Here is a 15,652-nt window from a genome sequence, read left to right as displayed (position 1 = left end):
CGGGGCCGCCTTGCGGCCCCAATCTATAGTGCGGCTCAGCCCACCCAGTGATAAACCGGGGCGTGCACACCACTTTCCACTCTCACCTCACTGCTGTGCCGCAACCGGACCAGCAGCCGCTTACCCGCCGCCGTGCTACCGGTCAATGCTTCGAGGCGGTCCAGCAACGCCGGCCCGTTCATCGTGCCCGCCTGGCGCAACACCTCACACGCTGCTGCCCACTGCCCATCGTTCTGGCGCGGCGTGGCAACCACAGCCGCATCGGGAACCGGCAGCGGGGCTGGCACCTCAGCCTCGCGCCGTAACTGGGCCCACTCATGGGGTTCCAGTTCAAGGGTCAAGTCCACCGGCCATTCACCGATCTGTCCACGAATTCTCACAGTCTGCTCCAGAGGCTCAGGTCAATGCCGCCATGCTACCGCAACATGAAACCTGCGCTACACAGGCTGGCAGCGGACTAAAAAGTTGTTATAACATAACCACTATCCCAGCCCCGCTTCCGGAGTCGTCCATGCGTCGTTTGCTGCTCGCCCTGCCTTTCGCTCTGCTACCCCTGGCTGCCGCCCAAGCCCATGAAGATCATGACCACGATCATTCCCATGGCACCCTTGGCGCCCACGAACACGGCGTCGCCAAGCTCAACGTCGTACTTGACGGCAATACGTTGGAGCTGGAGCTCGATAGCCCGGCAATGAACCTCGTGGGCTTCGAGCACATGGCCAGCAGCGATGCCGACAAGGCTAAGGTGGCGGCTGTGCGCCAGCAGCTCGAGCAACCGCTCAAACTATTTGCCCTGGCCTCGGCCGCTGGCTGCAAGGACGACCAGCAAGAGCTGCAAAGCCCGCTGTTCGGCGACGCGGCCAAGGCAGACGACGACGGTGATGAGCACGAGAAAGGCCACGTTCACAGCGACATCAATGCCCACTACCAGCTGACCTGCGCGACGCCCGCCAAACTCACCCAGATCGACCTGGCCCCACTCTACAAGGCGTTCCCGGCCACACAGAAAATCAACGTGCAACTGATCGGCCCGAACGGCCAGAAGGGCGTCGAAACGTCGCCCACCAAGGCCGCGGTCACGTTCTGAAATGAGCCAGGCGTTGATCGAACTGCAGGACCTGGTGTTCGCCTGGCCCGGCCAGGCGCCCCTGCTGGATATACCGGCGCTGCGCCTGGACGCCGGCGAAGCTCTGTTCCTCAAAGGGCCCAGCGGCAGTGGCAAGACCACGCTGCTGGGTTTGCTGGGCGGGGTCAACCGGCCGGGCCAAGGGCGTATTCAGCTATTGGGGCAGGACCTGGCGCTGCTGGGCCAAGGTGCGCGTGACCGCTTTCGAGTCGACCACACTGGCTACATTTTCCAGCAGTTCAACCTGCTGCCCTTCCTTTCGGTAAGGGAAAATGTCGAGCTGCCTTGCCGCTTCTCGCGCAGCCGCGCCCAACGCGCTACCCAGCGCCATGGCAGTGTCGACCAGGCGGCCAGTGAACTGCTGGCGCACTTGGGCCTGGGCGAACCGGCGCTGCTGGCGCGCCGGGCCGACAGCCTATCGATCGGCCAGCAGCAACGCGTGGCCGCAGCACGGGCTCTGATCGGCCAGCCTGAACTGGTGATTGCCGACGAGCCGACCTCGGCACTGGATGCCGATACCCGCGAAGTGTTCATCCGTCTGCTGTTCGACGAGTGCCGCGCGGCGGGCTCCAGTCTGCTGTTCGTCAGCCATGACCAGAGCCTGGCGCCGCTGTTCGACCGCCATCTGTCCCTGGCAGAACTCAACCGCGCCGCCAAGCCCCGGGAGGCCTGATGTACTTGCTTCGCCTTGCCCTGGCCAGCCTGGCCAACCGCCGGTTCACGGCCTTTCTCACCGCCTTCGCCATTGCTCTGTCGGTGTGCCTGCTGTTGGCCGTCGAACGTGTGCGCACCGAAGCGCGTGCCAGCTTCGCCAGCACCATCAGCGGTACCGACCTGATTGTCGGTGCCCGCTCCGGCTCGGTGAACCTGCTGCTGTATTCGGTGTTTCGTATTGGCAACGCCACCAACAACATACGCTGGGACAGCTACCAGCACTATGCCCATGACCCCCGGGTAAAATGGGCGATCCCCATTTCGCTGGGTGACTCGCACCGGGGTTACCGGGTCATGGGCACCACGGGTGACTACTTCAGTCAGTACCAGTATGGCCGCCGGCAGCATCTGGAGCTGAGCCAAGGCCGTGAGTTCGCCAGCGACCCGTTCGAGGTGGTGCTCGGTGCCGAAGTGGCCGACGCGCTGCATTACAAGCTTGGCGACAAGCTGGTGCTGGCGCACGGTGTCGCCGCGATCAGCCTGGTCAAGCATGACGACAAACCCTTCACCGTTGTCGGCGTGCTCAAACGCACCGGTACGCCGGTCGACCGTACCCTGCACATCAGCCTGGCGGGCATGGAGGCGATTCATATCGATTGGCACAATGGCGTGCCGGCCCGTGGCGCAGGCCGCATCAGTGCGGACCAGGCGCGCACCATGGACCTGCAACCTGCCGCCATCACCGCATTCATGCTTGGGCTGAACAACAAGATCGCCACCTTCAGCCTGCAGCGCGAAATCAACGAGTACCGCAGCGAGCCGCTGCTGGCGATTTTGCCTGGGGTCGCCTTGCAGGAACTGTGGAGCCTGATGGGCACCGCCGAGCAGGCGTTGTTCGTGGTGTCGTTGTTCGTGGTGCTGACCGGTTTGATCGGCATGCTCACGGCGATTCTCACCAGCCTCAACGAGCGGCGCCGGGAAATGGCCATCCTGCGTTCGGTGGGCGCACGCCCCTGGCATATCGCCGGGTTGCTGGTACTCGAAGCGCTGGCGCTGGCCGTCACCGGCATCGCGGCAGGGCTGGGTTTGCTGTACGCAGGCATCGCCCTGGCGCAAGGCTACGTTCAGGCCAACTACGGCCTTTACCTGCCATTGGCGTTGCCCAGCGCACATGAGTGGACGCTGCTGGCGATCATCCTTGGCGCCGCGCTGCTGATGGGCAGCGTACCGGCCTGGCGCGCCTATCGGCAGTCGCTGGCCGACGGCTTGTCGATTCACCTTTGAGAGGCACCATGCTCCGGGTACTGCTGTTATCGATCTTGTGCCTCGCAGCCCCGGTGTGGGCGAGCGAGGTGCGCGAGCTGGACTGGCCTGCGCTGATTCCTGAGGGCGCGCCGGTCATCCCGCCTCAACTGGCGCCGCTGCACGACATGTCGCAATTGAGCGATGCACTGTCTGCCGAGTCTGCCCCTGCGGCGCGCCAACAGGCGCCCGATGCCCCGGTGGTGCAGAGCCTTGATGGCCAGCAGGTGAAGATCCCGGGCTATATCGTGCCGCTCGAGGTCAGTGAGGAGGGCCGCACCACAGAGTTTCTGCTGGTGCCTTACTACGGCGCCTGCATCCATGTGCCGCCCCCGCCATCCAATCAGATCGTGCATATCTTCAGCGAAATGGGTGTGCGTGTGGAGGACCTCTACCAGCCCTACTGGATCGAGGGAAAGATGCAGGTTAGAGCCTCCAGCAGCGAGTTGGCCGATGCCGGCTACCAGATGGAAGCCGAGAAAATCTATGCGTATGTGCTCAAGTGAGAACTGTTTCTAATTTGTAACGACGCTTCGTTGAGCTGGGTCAAACAATGCGTTTAGCCGGCTCCGTACCATTGGACCATTCGTTTAATCACGTCCTTTGGGAGCTTCCATGAACAAGTCCTTGCTCGGCGCCTCGCTAGTGGCCCTTGCGCTCACCACCCCAGTTGCCTACGCCCACCAGGCGGGTGATGTCATCGTCCGTGCAGGTGCCATTACCACTGCGCCGAACGAGAGCAGCAGCGACCTGAAATTCGATGGCAACAAGGTATCGGGCACCAAGGCGACCCTGGACAGCGACACCCAATTGGGCCTGGCCTTCGCCTACATGCTGACCGATCACGTTGGCCTGGAACTGCTGGCAGCGACGCCCTTCAAGCACAGTGTCGGGGTGAAAGGCCTGGGCGCAGGCCTGGACGGTAAACTGGCCGACATCAAGCAACTGCCACCGACCCTGTCTGTGCAGTACTACCCAATGGAGCCCACCTCCAAGTTCCAGCCTTATGCCGGGGTTGGCATCAACTACACCCTGTTCTTCGATGAAGACCTCACAGGCCAGCGCAAGCAACAAGGCTTCAGCAACCTCAAATTGCAGGATTCGGTAGGCCTCGCCGGCCAGTTGGCCATGGACTACATGATCACCGACAACCTGCTGGTGAACGCCGCGGTGTGGTATGTCGACATCGACACCAAGGCCAGCGTCAATGGCCCGACTGCTCTGGGCTACAGCAAGACCAAGGTCGACGTGGATGTCGACCCATGGGTGTACATGGTTGGCCTTGGTTACAAGTTCTGACCTGGGAAAAAGGCGGCAGTCGCCTAACGCCCGTCAGCTAAGATCTGATGCTCATCAACTGGGGCCGCGTAGCGGCCCCAGTTGCGTTGCCAGGTTCAGGCTTTGCCAAGCAACTTTGCCAGCCCCTCGACCATCGAGGTGGGCTGCGGGAAATCGAAGCGCGCCAGCAGGCGCTGGTTGTCCGCCCGCGAATGGCGGATATCACCCGAGCGGGCCTGGGCATAACGGACTGCCGGCAAGCTACCCACCACCTGTTCCAACGCCTTGAGCATCTGGTTGAGCGAGGTTGCCTGGTTCAGGCCCACGTTCACCGCCCCCTCCTCCACCTGCGCCAGCTCCAGCGCCTGTACCATCACCTGCACCAGATCACCGACGTAGAGGAAGTCACGAGTTTGCTCGCCATCGCCGAACACAGTGATTGGCAAGCCTTGGGCGGCGCGCTCGCTGAATATGCTGATGACGCCCGAGTATGGCGAGGAAGGGTCCTGGCGCGGGCCAAAGATATTGAAGAAGCGGAATACCACTGGTTCCAGCCCATGTTGCCGGCGGTAGAAGTCGAGGTACTGCTCGCTGGCCAGCTTGTCTACCGCATAGGGCGTCAAAGGCGCCTTGGAGGTTTCCTCGGCAATCGATTCCCCTTCGCCATTGTTGCCGTATACCGCCGCACTGGAGGCAAACAGCACACGGCGCACGCCATGAACGCGCATCGCCTCGGCAACGTTCAGCGTGCCGATGAAGTTGCTCTGGTGAGTCTTGACCGGGTCTTCGACTGAGGCCTGCACGGACGCCACCGCCGCCAGATGCACCACGGCGCGGCAACCGGCGACGGCGCGCTGAACCAGCTGAGCATCGGCCACATCACCCTCGATCAGCTCCAGGTGCGGGTTGCTCAGTTGCAAGTTGTCGCGCTTGCCGGTGGAAAGGTCGTCGAGAATACGTACCGCATAGCCTTTAGCCAGTAACGCATCGCACAGGTGGGAGCCAATGAAGCCGGCGCCGCCGGTGATCAGGATAGGGGCGTTAGCCATGGCGGTAGAATCGATCCAATAATGGCGGCAAACCTGCGCGCCAGGCGCGCGGTTTGATGCCGAAAGTGTGAAGAATTTTCTTGCAGGCCAGCACTGCGTTCTGCGGCTCCTCACTGGCGTCCGGCCGCAAGGCATGGGCTTGCGCAGTTGGTGCCTGTACCGCCAGCTGCCGATGCTGCCCGGCCTCGGTCAGAATGGCCTGGCCCAGGACCAGTGGCGTGGTCGCCTCGTTGCCGGCGTAGTGGTAAGTGCCCCAGAGCGGCGCACTGCAATCGAGTTGCTTGAGCACCGACAAGATCACCCGGGCAGCATCGTCGACCGGTGTGGGGTTACCACGGCGGTCATCGGCCAGCAATAGCTCCTGCGGCTGCTCGGCGCGGGTCAGAAAGCGCCCCAGGACCCCGTCGATGCTCTCATCCAGTAACCAACCGAACCGCAGCAGCACATGTTGCGGACAGGCGGCGCGTACGCTCTGCTCGATGCGCCAAAGCGCCTGGCCGCGCGCGCCCAGCGGCATTGGCTCATCCTTTTCGCTATAGGCCGTGGCCCGCGAGCCGTCGAACACCCGGTAGCTGGAAGGCTGCACCAACGTGATCTGGTGGTGCTGACACAGCTCCGCCAGCCGCTCCACCGCCCGCTCCTGCTGAGCAAGGCGCGGTTCGCTGACCGACTCGGCCTGAAACCAGTCGAAATAGTAGGCCAGGTTGACCAGGGCATCGGGGCGGTGATCGTCGAGCAGCTGAGTGAGGCTGGCCGGGGCCCAGCCGTCTTCCGGCGGGCGCGGCGCCAGGAATGCGATGTCCTCCTCGGCCCCGAGACGAATCAGCGCTTGCCCAAGGGCATTGCCACCACCCAACAGCATCAGGCGCATACGCATAGAGTCAGCAGATCCGAACAGAGTGATTGGGGAAAGGGGCATTTTGCGGTTTCCAGGCGGGGAAGTCCAACCCGAGGTGCACGGCTTCCTGGGTGCTTCAGGCCTACCACCCCATAAGAAAAGCCCTACAGACCTAAGTGACCACGTACTGCATCCAACATTAGAAAAAACTGACCAAATAGCTCCATTACATCATGAAGTTTCAACCTATTCTTACACGCAAGGAAAAAGCCATGACAGGAAGTTGCGCCGAAGAACCTCAGGATGTCGCTTATTTTAAGTTTCAGCAAAGTCAAGCCCGTATCCTGGATAGGGCGTGCCGCCATATAGCTGCCGCGGGCGGGCCCGAAACACCAGGGACTGCAGCATTATCAATGGATCTAGCACTCAAACTTAAAAAGAAATTCACGGCCAAACAGCTGCTGCAACTTGATGCCTTCTCACTTGGTAAAATTTGCGTAATTGAATTCAGCAACCGAAGGCTACTGATTCGGCTCTTCGCTTATGCGCCACACACCAAAGCTCTAGTGCTTCAGTCAGACCCACTCGTCGTTCGCGGATAAGATTGGAGAACTGTAGATGGAAATCGAAATCTCCACAGTGTGCCTGCTTGCCGCTGTTGCGTTCCTAGCCGGATTCTTCGATGCCATTGCGGGAGGTGGAGGCTTGCTGACGCTTCCGGCACTTTTCATCGCCGGAATTGATCCATTGGCTGCAATGGCGACCAATAAGTTGCAGGCTTCATCAGCCAGTGTTTCGGCAGTCTGGGCGTTTGCTCGAAAACGCATGATCCAATGGCAAGCGATCTGGCCGATGGCTTTATTAGCCTTTTTCGGAGGCGTTGCAGGGGCCTTTTCAATCAGCTTGCTCGATAGGGCAATGCTCGAGGCGTCAGTCCCAATTCTACTAATAGCAGTAGCCATCTATTTTGCGCTTAGCCCCAAGCTCGACAATCAGGATCGCAAACAACGGCTACCTCATTGGACCTTCGCACTCGTTGTGGCTCCAGGCATCGGTTTTTACGATGGTATCTTTGGTCCGGGTACCGGTTCATTTTTCATGATCGCTTTCACGTTGCTCTTGGGTCAGCACCTTATGCAGGCGATCTGTAGCAGCAAGCTGCTCAATGCCTCGTGCAACCTTGGGGGGTTGTCGGTATTCATCTTCAGCGGTGCCGTCATATGGCCGTTGGCGCTGGCTATGGCCGCCTGCGCCATCATTGGCGCTCAGCTCGGCGCTCGTTGTGCACTTTACTTCGGACCTAAACTGATCAAACCGCTGCTGGTTACTGTGTGCTGTTTGATGGCTATCAAGTTGCTTCTCAGCGCAGATCATCCGATAGGTGAATGGCTGCGTTTCCACGCCGCGTTGCTTTGATAACGTCACTCGATCTCAAACAACCCATTGCGCAAAGGCGCCACGCTCAAGCGCTCGCGCACGTCGTCATCGATCCGCGAATCATCCGGCTGATACAGCTTGACCTGCCGATAGGCGTTGATGCGGTTTATCTCTTCACCCAAATACTCCCACACCACACGCGTGCAAGCGGGGTTGCGACGGTCGCCGCTGGAAACGCCGGCCTTGAGGCCGTTTAGCCGAGTGATGCGGCTTTTGAAGCTTGGAATGAGAATGGTCTGGCTCATCTCGTTGTAGGTCAGCGACTCATAGTCGATCAGGAAAAGTCGATCCTGCAGCTGAAACGCCGCACCCAGATAGCGGCACCGCACTTCGGCATGCTGGTCGGCAGAGCTGGAACGCTCCTGACGCTCCTGGCGCTCGAACAGAAAGCGGCCCCGCTCTTCCCACAGATGCACCAGCGACACCAGGATGGTGCCGGGGACCGACATGCAGTTGGAGTATTCGAAGTAATAGCCGCAATAGCGCGAAAGATTGCCGGCGTGATCATGCAGCGGGCGGAACAATTCACTGATCGGATCGCCGGGTTGCTCGGCTGGCGTCGACACCCGTGCACCGATCAAGCGGCTGAACTGCTCGGGTGGCAAATTCAGCTCGTAATCTTCCACGCCAAAGAAATCGCCAATGCGCTTGAGGTTGTAAGCCGTCGGACGGCTCTGCCCGCTCAGGTACTTGTTGAACTGGGCACGGTTGATCGACAGCTGGCGGCAAACTTCGGAGATAGAGCGGTAGTGGCTACAAGCCAATTTGAGATTGTTGGCGAAGTGATCGCTCATGACAGCAGACTCAGGTGACGCGAATGACGCAAGTGTAGCATCAAGTCGCACCAAAACGGAGCAAGCCGCGAAATTGTAACGAGTCTTGTCATGGCCAACCATGCGCCCCAACGAATAGTGGTGCGCCTGCCGTCCGCTAGTCATTCCATGCGAACAATAAGAATCGAGGTCATTTTCCAATGCTCGAAGCACTTAACGATTTCCTCTCGGGGAAACTCCTCATCGTGCTGATCGTCGGTCTCGGCGGTTACTTCACCATCCGCTCGCGGTTCGTTCAGTTCCGCCACTTCGGCCATATGTTCGCCGTTTTCAAGGAATCGCTGCGTGGCCAGGCAGGCCAGTTGAGCTCCTTCCAGGCCCTGATGCTGAGCCTTGCCGGCCGCGTTGGCGCCGGTAACATTGCCGGTGTCGGCATCGCCGTGACCATGGGCGGCCCAGGCGCGGTATTCTGGATGTGGGTCACAGCCCTGGTCGGCATGGCCAGCAGCTTCTTTGAATGTACCTTGGCACAGGTGTACAAGCGCGCCGACGGCGATGGCCTGTACCGTGGCGGCCCGGCGTACTACATCCAGCACGGCCTGAAGCGCAAAAGCATGGCTATCGTGTTTTCGATCCTGCTGTTGGTCACTTACGGCTTCGCCTTCATCGGCCTGCAGTCGTACACCGTGACCCACTCGCTGCAGAACGCCTTCGCCTTTGACCCGCAACACACCGGCATCGTCCTGGCAGTGCTGTTGGCCATCACTTTCATCGGTGGCATCAAGCGCATCGCGGCCGTGTCGGACCTGCTGGTACCGGTCAAGACCCTGGCCTACATCGGCGTAACCCTGTACGTGATCGGCACTCAGATCGAACACGTGCCTGCCATGCTGGAAACCATCTTCAAGAGCGCCTTCGGTCTCGACCCAGCCTTCGGCGGCCTGCTCGGCAGCGCCATCGTCATGGGTGTGAAACGTGGCGTATTCGCCAACGAAGCAGGCCTGGGCAGTGCACCGAACGTAGCCGCCGTAGCTGCCGTGAAGCACCCAGGTGCTCAAGGCGTGGTCCAGGCATTCAGCGTGTTCCTCGACACCTTCGTGATCTGCACCTGCACCGCCTTGCTGATTCTGCTGTCGGGCTTCTACACCCCAGGCTTCGAAGGTGACGGCATCGTCCTGACCCAGAACTCGCTGGCCGCCGTGGTGGGTGACTGGGGCCGCCTGTTCGTCAGCATTGCGCTGTCACTGTTCGTGTTCACCTGCATCCTCTACAACTACTACCTGGGCGAAAACAGCCTGCAGTTCCTCAGCCGCAACCGCACCGTGCTCATGGTGTTCCGTGGCCTGGTACTGGCGCTGGTGGTCTGGGGCTCGATGCAGGACCTGTCCACGGTCTTCGCGTTCGCCGACATCACCATGACCTGCCTGGCCTTCGTCAACCTGATCGCCCTGGCCCTGCTGTTCAAGGTCGGCCTGCGGGTGATGCGTGACTACGACGAGCAGCGCAAGGCCGGTATCAAGCAGCCGGTATTCGACTCGTCGAAGTTCGCTGACCTGGACCTTGACCGCAATGCTTGGCCTGCCAACCCGCAAGCGGAAACAGTCGCTGACAAAGCCGTCGGCCAAGCGCAAACCCAGCGCTGATATTCTGCCCTGCCCAGCCGCCCTGTCCGTGGGCGGCTGCTCTACTTTCGCTCCCCGCTACGGATGCTCTCCATGCGTGCAGTCAAGAACCTTTTCGTCCTCTACACCGGCGGCACCATCGGCATGCTGGAAACCGCAGAAGGCCTCGCGCCGGCCGGTGGTTTCGATGCGCGCATGCGCGAACACCTCGCTCAACTGCCCGATGCACCACAGGTGCACTGGACGCTGCAGGAAATGAACCCGCTGCTCGACAGCGCCAACATGCAGCAGCACAACTGGCTGGCGATGCGCGAAGCCATCGTCGCGGCGGTGGATGCCGGCCATGATGGCGTGATGGTGCTGCATGGCACCGACAGTCTGGCCTACAGCGCCGCAGCGTTGTCTTTCTTGCTACTGGGCCTGCCGGTGCCGGTGTTGCTGACCGGCTCGATGCTGCCAGCCGGGGCACCGGGCAGTGATGCCTGGGACAACCTGTGCGGAGCCCTGCGGCAGGTCGAAAAGGGCCTGGACAGTGGTGTGCAGCTGTATTTCCACGGCCAGTTGCTGCATGGCTGCCGGGCTTCGAAGCTACGCAGCGAGGCATTCGACGCCTTCGCTGCACTGCCACGCCACCGCGAAGGTGAACGGGCCAGCCAGTGGCCTGCCGCCCTGGACTATCGGCAACGGCGCCAACCGGTCAACCTGGCGGTGATGCCGGTATACCCAGGCCTGCAAGCGGTACATCTTCAAGCCGTACTCGAAAGCGGCGTGCAGGGCTTGCTACTGGAGTGCTATGGCAGTGGTACCGGGCCATCGGATGACCAGGCGCTACTGGAAGTGCTGCGTGCAGCGCGCCAGCGCGGTGTCCTGCTGGCCGCCATCAGTCAGTGCCCGGAAGGGTCGGTGGTATTCGACACCTACGCAGCGGGTAACCGCTTGCGTAGCGCCGGGCTAGTCAGTGGCGGCGGCATGACCCGGGAAGCTGCATTGGGCAAGATGTTCGCACTGCTGGGCGCCGGCCTGGATGTCGATGCAGCCGAACAGTGGTTTGCGTTGGACCTTTGCGGGGAACGCGCCTGATTGCGGGTGAAAGTGGCGGAAGGCAGCGGGAGTCGAACCTGCCCGGGAACGGCTGCCGTCCCCAACCGGGTTTGAAGCCCGGCCGCGCCACCGGGCGCGATTGCCTTCCTTGTATTCAGTGCCCGGCCTGCTGCTGGGCCAATGCACTGTCGGCGCGGATGTAGCGCTGGTCGGCCACCCTGCGGGTGAAGCCAATGCGGTCGAAGTATTCGAGAACCTGCACACTGCGCTTGCGACCGATGCCCAACATATCGCGAAACGCGGCAACCTGCACTACTGGCGTGTCCTCCATCTGCTTGAGCAGCAGTGCTGCCATGCGCTTAAGCGTCTGCTGCGGGTAGAAGAGGTCGCGTACCACCTGATGCACCAGGCCCAAACGCGCTAGCTTGCGAAGCAGCAAGCGCACATCCGCTTCGGCACATTGCTCTTCGGCTGCCAACGTCCTGACCCAGGGCGGGTCGTATTCGCCTGCCAGCAGCCTCGGCTCCAGCCGCCCCCACATTGCGCTATCGGCAGCGCTCAGCTGTACCTTGTGCTCAGGCAAATGCAGCCATGGCCCACTGCTGGACAGCAGTTGGTCACTGAGCAACTCGTCGAGCAGGCTGACAAACGCCGGCCGCTCCAGCGCCAGGCCAGCAAAGCGGCGCAGGCGGTCGCGGTCAGGGCCGAGCTGGTCGGGCTCCAGCTCGTGCAAGCGTGCCAGTTGCTCGAGCAGTTGCTGCCTGAGCGCATGCCATCGACATTTGGCAAACAGCAACGGCCCCTGGCGCGTGGCGACTACCAGCACATCATCGGGCAAAAGCCAGGTTTCGCGCTGGCGATTGAACTGGCGCTCAAGACGCTGTGGGTCCAAGCCGCCTTGAGCACTGGCGAGCAGTGCCGGCAGCGCTTGCTCCAGATCATCTGCAGCGCGCAGCACCTGCAATTGGCGCAAGCGTTCGTCGCTGCGACGCTGTCGGCTTGGGGCGAACGGGTCAAGCACTTTGCCCCCGCCGAGCGTGCGCTGGGCACGCTGGTCGCGCAATACCAGGCGGTCCCCGTGTACTGCCTGCAAAGGCGCATTAAGCAGCAATTGCGCGAACATACGCTGCCCGGCAGCCAGGCTTTGACCCTCGAGCAACGCCACTCGGGCGGTGACATCCTGGGTACCAAGATGCACATGCACAGCACTGAAGTGCTCGAAGGCACGGCTTTCGCCGGGCAGCAGGGTAAGGTCGATATCCACTCGCACACTGGGCGCATGCAACCATTGGGGCACCAGCCAGTCCCCGCGGTGCACCTGCTCAAGTGCCAAGCGCTCAGCAGCAATGTTCAGCGCCACCCGCTGGCCGGCCTCGGCCACCAGGGCAACCTGGTTCTGCGCATGCAGGCCACGCACACGCACCGGCTTGCCCACCTTGCCTAGCAGTAATGTGTCGCCTGCACTCACCTGCCCTGCCAGGGCAGTGCCGGTGACGACTATCCCGGCTCCGGTGACGGCAAACGCACGGTCCACCGCCAACCGAAAGCCACCGCGTGGGCTGCGTTGGCGCCCCTGTGTTTCAGCCTCCAGCAAGGCCCGGCGCAGCACCTCGATTCCCTGGCCAGTGAGGCTCGATACGGGGAATTGACGCGCCTTGGCGTAAGGCCCATGGGCCAGTAACGCGCTGATCTGCGCCTGCACCTGTGCCAAGCGTTCGGGTTCCACACGGTCACATTTACTGATCACTACCAGCGCTTGCGCAATGCCCAGCAGCTCGATGATCGCCAAGTGTTCGCGGGTCTGGGGCATCACCCCATCATCGGCGGCCACCACCAGCAACACCAGATCGATACCATGGGCACCGGCCAACATGTTGTGGATAAAACGCTCGTGACCCGGCACGTCGATGAAGCCGGTCAACGCAGCCCCATCTGCAAGCGCCACGTAGCGGTAACCCAAATCGATCGTCATGCCCCGAGCGCGTTCTTCCTGACGCAGGTCGCCGGCCTGGCCGGTGAGTGCCTCAAGCAGCGCGGTCTTGCCGTGGTCGATATGGCCGGCTGTCCCGACGATCACTGTACAGGCCCCAACTGCAAGGCTGGTAATTGAGCTAGCCACTGCGCTTCATCGTCCAGCTGACGCAGGTCGAGCCACAGGGCGTCATCGTTGATGCGCCCGAGCACTGGTACCGGCAAGGCGCGCAGAGCGCGCTCCAGCACGTGCAGGCTGCGCCCACGCAGTTTCTTCGACACCTGCGGGCGCAGGCACAGTGCCGCGCTGGGCAGCCGTGCCACCGGCTGGCTACCGCTTCCAATCATGCCCAGTGCCGGCTCGACGCCAACATGCCACTGCTCGCCCAGGCGCGCTTTGAGCTCTGGGGCAAGGCGCTCGGCCTGGGCCTGAATTTCGGCCTGGCCACGAGTGAGCAAGCGTAAGCTCGGCAGGCGCTCGACCAAGCGGTCGGGGTCGCGATACAGCGCCAGCACCGCTTCAAGTGCGGCGAGGGTGATCTTGTCGACGCGCAATGCCCGTTTAAGTGGGTTTTTCTTGATCCTGGCGATGAGGTCCTTACGCCCGACGATGATTCCTGCCTGCGGGCCACCGAGCAGCTTGTCGCCGCTGAAGGTGACGATATCCGCGCCATCGGTTAGGGCTTGGCGCACCGTGGGTTCGGCCGGCAGGCCCCAGCGAGTGAGGTCGAGCAGGCTGCCGCTGCCCAGGTCTTCGAGCAGCGGTAATTGATGCTGGTGGGCGATCTGCGCAAGCTGCGCCGTCTCGACCTGGTGAGTGAAGCCCTGAATGCTGTAATTGCTGCAATGCACACGCATCAGCAGGCCAGTGCGTGGACCGATGGCGGCTTCATAATCACGGGCGTGCGTGCGGTTGGTAGTGCCGATTTCGTGCAGCTTCACGCCGGCGCGTGCCATGATGTCAGGGATACGAAAGGCACCGCCGATCTCGATCAGCTCGCCACGAGAAATGATGCCCTCTTTGCGTGCCCCCAGGCTGTTGAGCGCCAGCAGCACTGCAGCGGCATTGTTGTTGACCACGGTAACGGCTTCGGCGCCGGTCAATTCGCGAATCAGACCTTCGATCAAATCATCACGGTCGCCGCGCTTGCCGGTAGCCAGGTCGAACTCAAGGTTGAGCGGGTAGCGCGCGGCCATCTGCATCGCCTCGATGGCTTGATCTGGGAGCAGCGCGCGGCCGAGGTTGGTGTGCAGCACCGTCCCTGTCAGGTTGAACACACGACGCACCTGGCTGCGCTGCTGCACCAGCAGCCGCTCGCCCGTGCGCCCCAGCAGCACCTCAGCGCCAAGCTCGGCGGTACTGAGCTGGCCATGGAGCGCGGGGCCGCGCAGGTCGTCGAGCAGTTGGCGCAGTGTAGCCAGAACAGCATCGCGGCCGTGCCGGTCGATCAGCGGCATGCAGGCCGGGTGGCGCAGAAGGGTATCGATGGACGGCAGGCGTGGTGCGTGGCTGGTGAGGCTGGAGGACATGCGGTACTACCTTGGACTGATCCGTTGTCTGTGCTGGCCTTGCTCGGCGGTTCTACGACGCGAACCGCCGCCAAGCAAGCGACGTGGTATTTCAGTGTAGACCCGAGCTACGACCCAGGCGCGAGCATCAGGTTCGGTGCCAAGCGATGCAAGCCCTCCTCGTCCAAGCGTATATCCAGCGCAAGGCTAGCCAGATCGTCAGCCAACGGCTCGGCCGCCGCGTCATTCTCCAAGTAGCTCTGCTTCAAGTAGCTCTGACAGCCCGGGCAGCATTCAGCTCGCAGCGGCGCCTTGCCCGGCGCTTGGCGATCATCCTCCAGGCTGCTATAGCGCAGGTCTTTGCTCGACTCGCAATAAACACATTTCACGCGAACTACATGCCATTCGCAGGCACAGAGCGAACAGGCCAGGTAGCGCAAGCCATTGTGCTTGCCACGGTTACGCACCACACCGGCCATGGCGGGCGAGCCGCAGGCGGGGCACTGCGCAAGGCTGCCCGCAGGTTTGAGCTCGGTAGCTGGCAGTGCCAGCAACCAACTTGACCAGGCAGCCTGCAAGGCAGCACCAAGGAACGGCACCAGCGCTGCAGGCACCGCATCGTATTGCCCGGCAAGCAGGGCGATACCCCAACCCTTGCGCTGCCCCTGGTCACTGGCGCGCAACGCTCGCAACGCTTCGCCCAGCGCCCCGGTGGCTTCAGTGCTCAAGTGCGCGAGCAGTGCCTGCAACCAGACCAGCCAAGGCCCCTCACGCACCAGACTGTCAGCTGCCAAGGGGGGAAGTCCATGACTTATGCACAAGCGCTGACGTGCCTCGGCCACGGGTAAGCCGGCAGGCGGGTTATCCACAAGCAGCTGCTGTACCCGACAAAGCTGAGCTACCAGCCTCAAGTAATCCGCCAAGGCGTGACCCTCGGCCAGGTGCTCCAGGCGCTGCGCGCGTAGTGCGAACAAATCGCCAGGCGGCAGATGTAGAAACGGCGGCATAACCGCCGACGCTTCGATCTGCCCAGGTTCCAGTATCGTGCTCAA

15 protein-coding genes, 1 tRNA gene and 2 pseudogenes are annotated in these 15,652 nt (G+C 62.0%); 10 read left to right on the top strand and 8 right to left on the bottom strand.

Features of this window, described 5'->3' with window-relative positions; all coding sequences use genetic code 11:
- Positions 1-35: 35 nt before the first annotated feature.
- Positions 36-380 carry a hypothetical protein gene (locus tag ACK59H_RS11495; protein WP_060478925.1) on the bottom strand — a complete coding sequence of 115 codons (345 nt, stop codon included), beginning with the start codon at positions 378-380 and terminating at the stop codon, positions 36-38.
- 131 nt (positions 381-511) lie between these two features.
- On the opposite strand from ACK59H_RS11495, the gene ACK59H_RS11490 reads away from it, so the two are divergent.
- The 6 genes and pseudogenes from ACK59H_RS11490 to ACK59H_RS11465 all read left to right on the top strand — a co-directional run.
- Complete coding sequence (locus tag ACK59H_RS11490) at positions 512-1,087, top strand: DUF2796 domain-containing protein (protein WP_060478924.1); 576 nt, start codon at positions 512-514, stop codon at positions 1,085-1,087.
- 1 nt (position 1,088) lies between these two features.
- Positions 1,089-1,799 carry an ABC transporter ATP-binding protein gene (locus ACK59H_RS11485; RefSeq protein WP_060478923.1) on the top strand — a complete coding sequence of 237 codons (711 nt, stop codon included), beginning with the start codon at positions 1,089-1,091 and terminating at the stop codon, positions 1,797-1,799.
- The gene (locus ACK59H_RS11480) at positions 1,799-3,064 is read left to right on the top strand and encodes an ABC transporter permease (RefSeq protein ID WP_060478922.1); all 1,266 of its coding nucleotides are present in this window, start codon (positions 1,799-1,801) and stop codon (positions 3,062-3,064) included. Before ACK59H_RS11485 ends, ACK59H_RS11480 begins: the two co-directional genes overlap by 1 nt.
- Positions 3,065-3,072: 8 nt before the next feature.
- Positions 3,073-3,588 carry a DUF3299 domain-containing protein gene (locus ACK59H_RS11475; protein ID WP_060478921.1) on the top strand — a complete coding sequence of 172 codons (516 nt, stop codon included), beginning with the start codon at positions 3,073-3,075 and terminating at the stop codon, positions 3,586-3,588.
- Between the two features lie 109 nt (positions 3,589-3,697).
- Positions 3,698-4,381, top strand: a complete 684-nt coding sequence (locus ACK59H_RS11470; RefSeq protein WP_409264456.1) for an OmpW/AlkL family protein — start codon at positions 3,698-3,700, stop codon at positions 4,379-4,381.
- 47 nt (positions 4,382-4,428) lie between these two features.
- Positions 4,429-4,701 (top strand): annotated as a pseudogene (locus ACK59H_RS11465) (hypothetical protein); the annotation flags it as partial.
- On the opposite strand, the pseudogene ACK59H_RS11460 reads toward ACK59H_RS11465, so the two are convergent.
- Positions 4,633-5,409 (bottom strand): annotated as a pseudogene (locus ACK59H_RS11460) (NAD-dependent epimerase/dehydratase family protein); the annotation flags it as partial. The pseudogenes ACK59H_RS11465 and ACK59H_RS11460 overlap by 69 nt on opposite strands.
- On the bottom strand, positions 5,402-6,286 hold the full coding sequence (locus ACK59H_RS11455) for a sugar nucleotide-binding protein (protein ID WP_060478918.1): 885 nt from the start codon (positions 6,284-6,286) through the stop codon (positions 5,402-5,404). The pseudogene ACK59H_RS11460 and the gene ACK59H_RS11455, both read right to left, overlap by 8 nt.
- A 194-nt stretch (positions 6,287-6,480) precedes the next feature.
- Here ACK59H_RS11455 and ACK59H_RS11450 point away from each other — a divergent pair, with 194 nt between their 5' ends.
- Together ACK59H_RS11450 and ACK59H_RS11445 are read left to right on the top strand one after the other, a co-directional pair.
- Positions 6,481-6,849, top strand: coding sequence for a hypothetical protein (locus tag ACK59H_RS11450; RefSeq protein ID WP_155500284.1), 369 nt, complete (start codon positions 6,481-6,483; stop codon positions 6,847-6,849).
- Between the two features lie 16 nt (positions 6,850-6,865).
- Positions 6,866-7,663: a TSUP family transporter gene (locus ACK59H_RS11445; protein WP_060478916.1), complete on the top strand. Its 798-nt coding sequence runs from the start codon at positions 6,866-6,868 to the stop codon at positions 7,661-7,663.
- A 5-nt stretch (positions 7,664-7,668) separates the two neighbouring features.
- Here the strand turns inward: ACK59H_RS11445 and ACK59H_RS11440 are convergent, their stop codons facing one another.
- Complete coding sequence (locus tag ACK59H_RS11440; protein ID WP_060478915.1) at positions 7,669-8,478, bottom strand: helix-turn-helix transcriptional regulator; 810 nt, start codon at positions 8,476-8,478, stop codon at positions 7,669-7,671.
- Positions 8,479-8,657: 179 nt separating this feature from the next.
- On the opposite strand from ACK59H_RS11440, the gene ACK59H_RS11435 reads away from it, so the two are divergent.
- Both ACK59H_RS11435 and ACK59H_RS11430 read left to right on the top strand, forming a co-directional pair.
- The gene (locus ACK59H_RS11435) at positions 8,658-10,100 is read left to right on the top strand and encodes a sodium:alanine symporter family protein (protein WP_060478914.1); all 1,443 of its coding nucleotides are present in this window, start codon (positions 8,658-8,660) and stop codon (positions 10,098-10,100) included.
- Between the two features lie 72 nt (positions 10,101-10,172).
- The gene (locus tag ACK59H_RS11430; RefSeq protein ID WP_060478913.1) at positions 10,173-11,159 is read left to right on the top strand and encodes an asparaginase; all 987 of its coding nucleotides are present in this window, start codon (positions 10,173-10,175) and stop codon (positions 11,157-11,159) included.
- 13 nt (positions 11,160-11,172) lie between these two features.
- Here ACK59H_RS11430 and ACK59H_RS11425 read toward each other — a convergent pair.
- The 4 genes from ACK59H_RS11425 to fdhE all read right to left on the bottom strand — a co-directional run bounded on the left by ACK59H_RS11425 (position 11,173) and on the right by fdhE (position 15,652).
- Positions 11,173-11,268 (bottom strand) — tRNA-Sec (locus tag ACK59H_RS11425).
- 6 nt (positions 11,269-11,274) lie between these two features.
- On the bottom strand, positions 11,275-13,197 hold the full coding sequence (gene selB, locus ACK59H_RS11420; RefSeq protein WP_060478912.1) for a selenocysteine-specific translation elongation factor: 1,923 nt from the start codon (positions 13,195-13,197) through the stop codon (positions 11,275-11,277).
- On the bottom strand, positions 13,194-14,621 hold the full coding sequence (gene selA, locus ACK59H_RS11415) for an L-seryl-tRNA(Sec) selenium transferase (protein WP_060478911.1): 1,428 nt from the start codon (positions 14,619-14,621) through the stop codon (positions 13,194-13,196). Before selA ends, selB begins: the two co-directional genes overlap by 4 nt.
- A 107-nt stretch (positions 14,622-14,728) precedes the next feature.
- Positions 14,729-15,652 (bottom strand): formate dehydrogenase accessory protein FdhE, encoded by a 924-nt coding sequence (gene fdhE, locus ACK59H_RS11410; protein WP_060478910.1) that lies wholly within the window; start codon positions 15,650-15,652, stop codon positions 14,729-14,731.

Source organism: Pseudomonas sp. KCJK9000 (genome assembly GCF_046230725.1).
Taxonomy (GTDB): Bacteria; Pseudomonadota; Gammaproteobacteria; order Pseudomonadales; family Pseudomonadaceae; genus Aquipseudomonas; species Aquipseudomonas promysalinigenes.
This window is presented reverse-complemented; position numbering and strand designations above follow the sequence as displayed.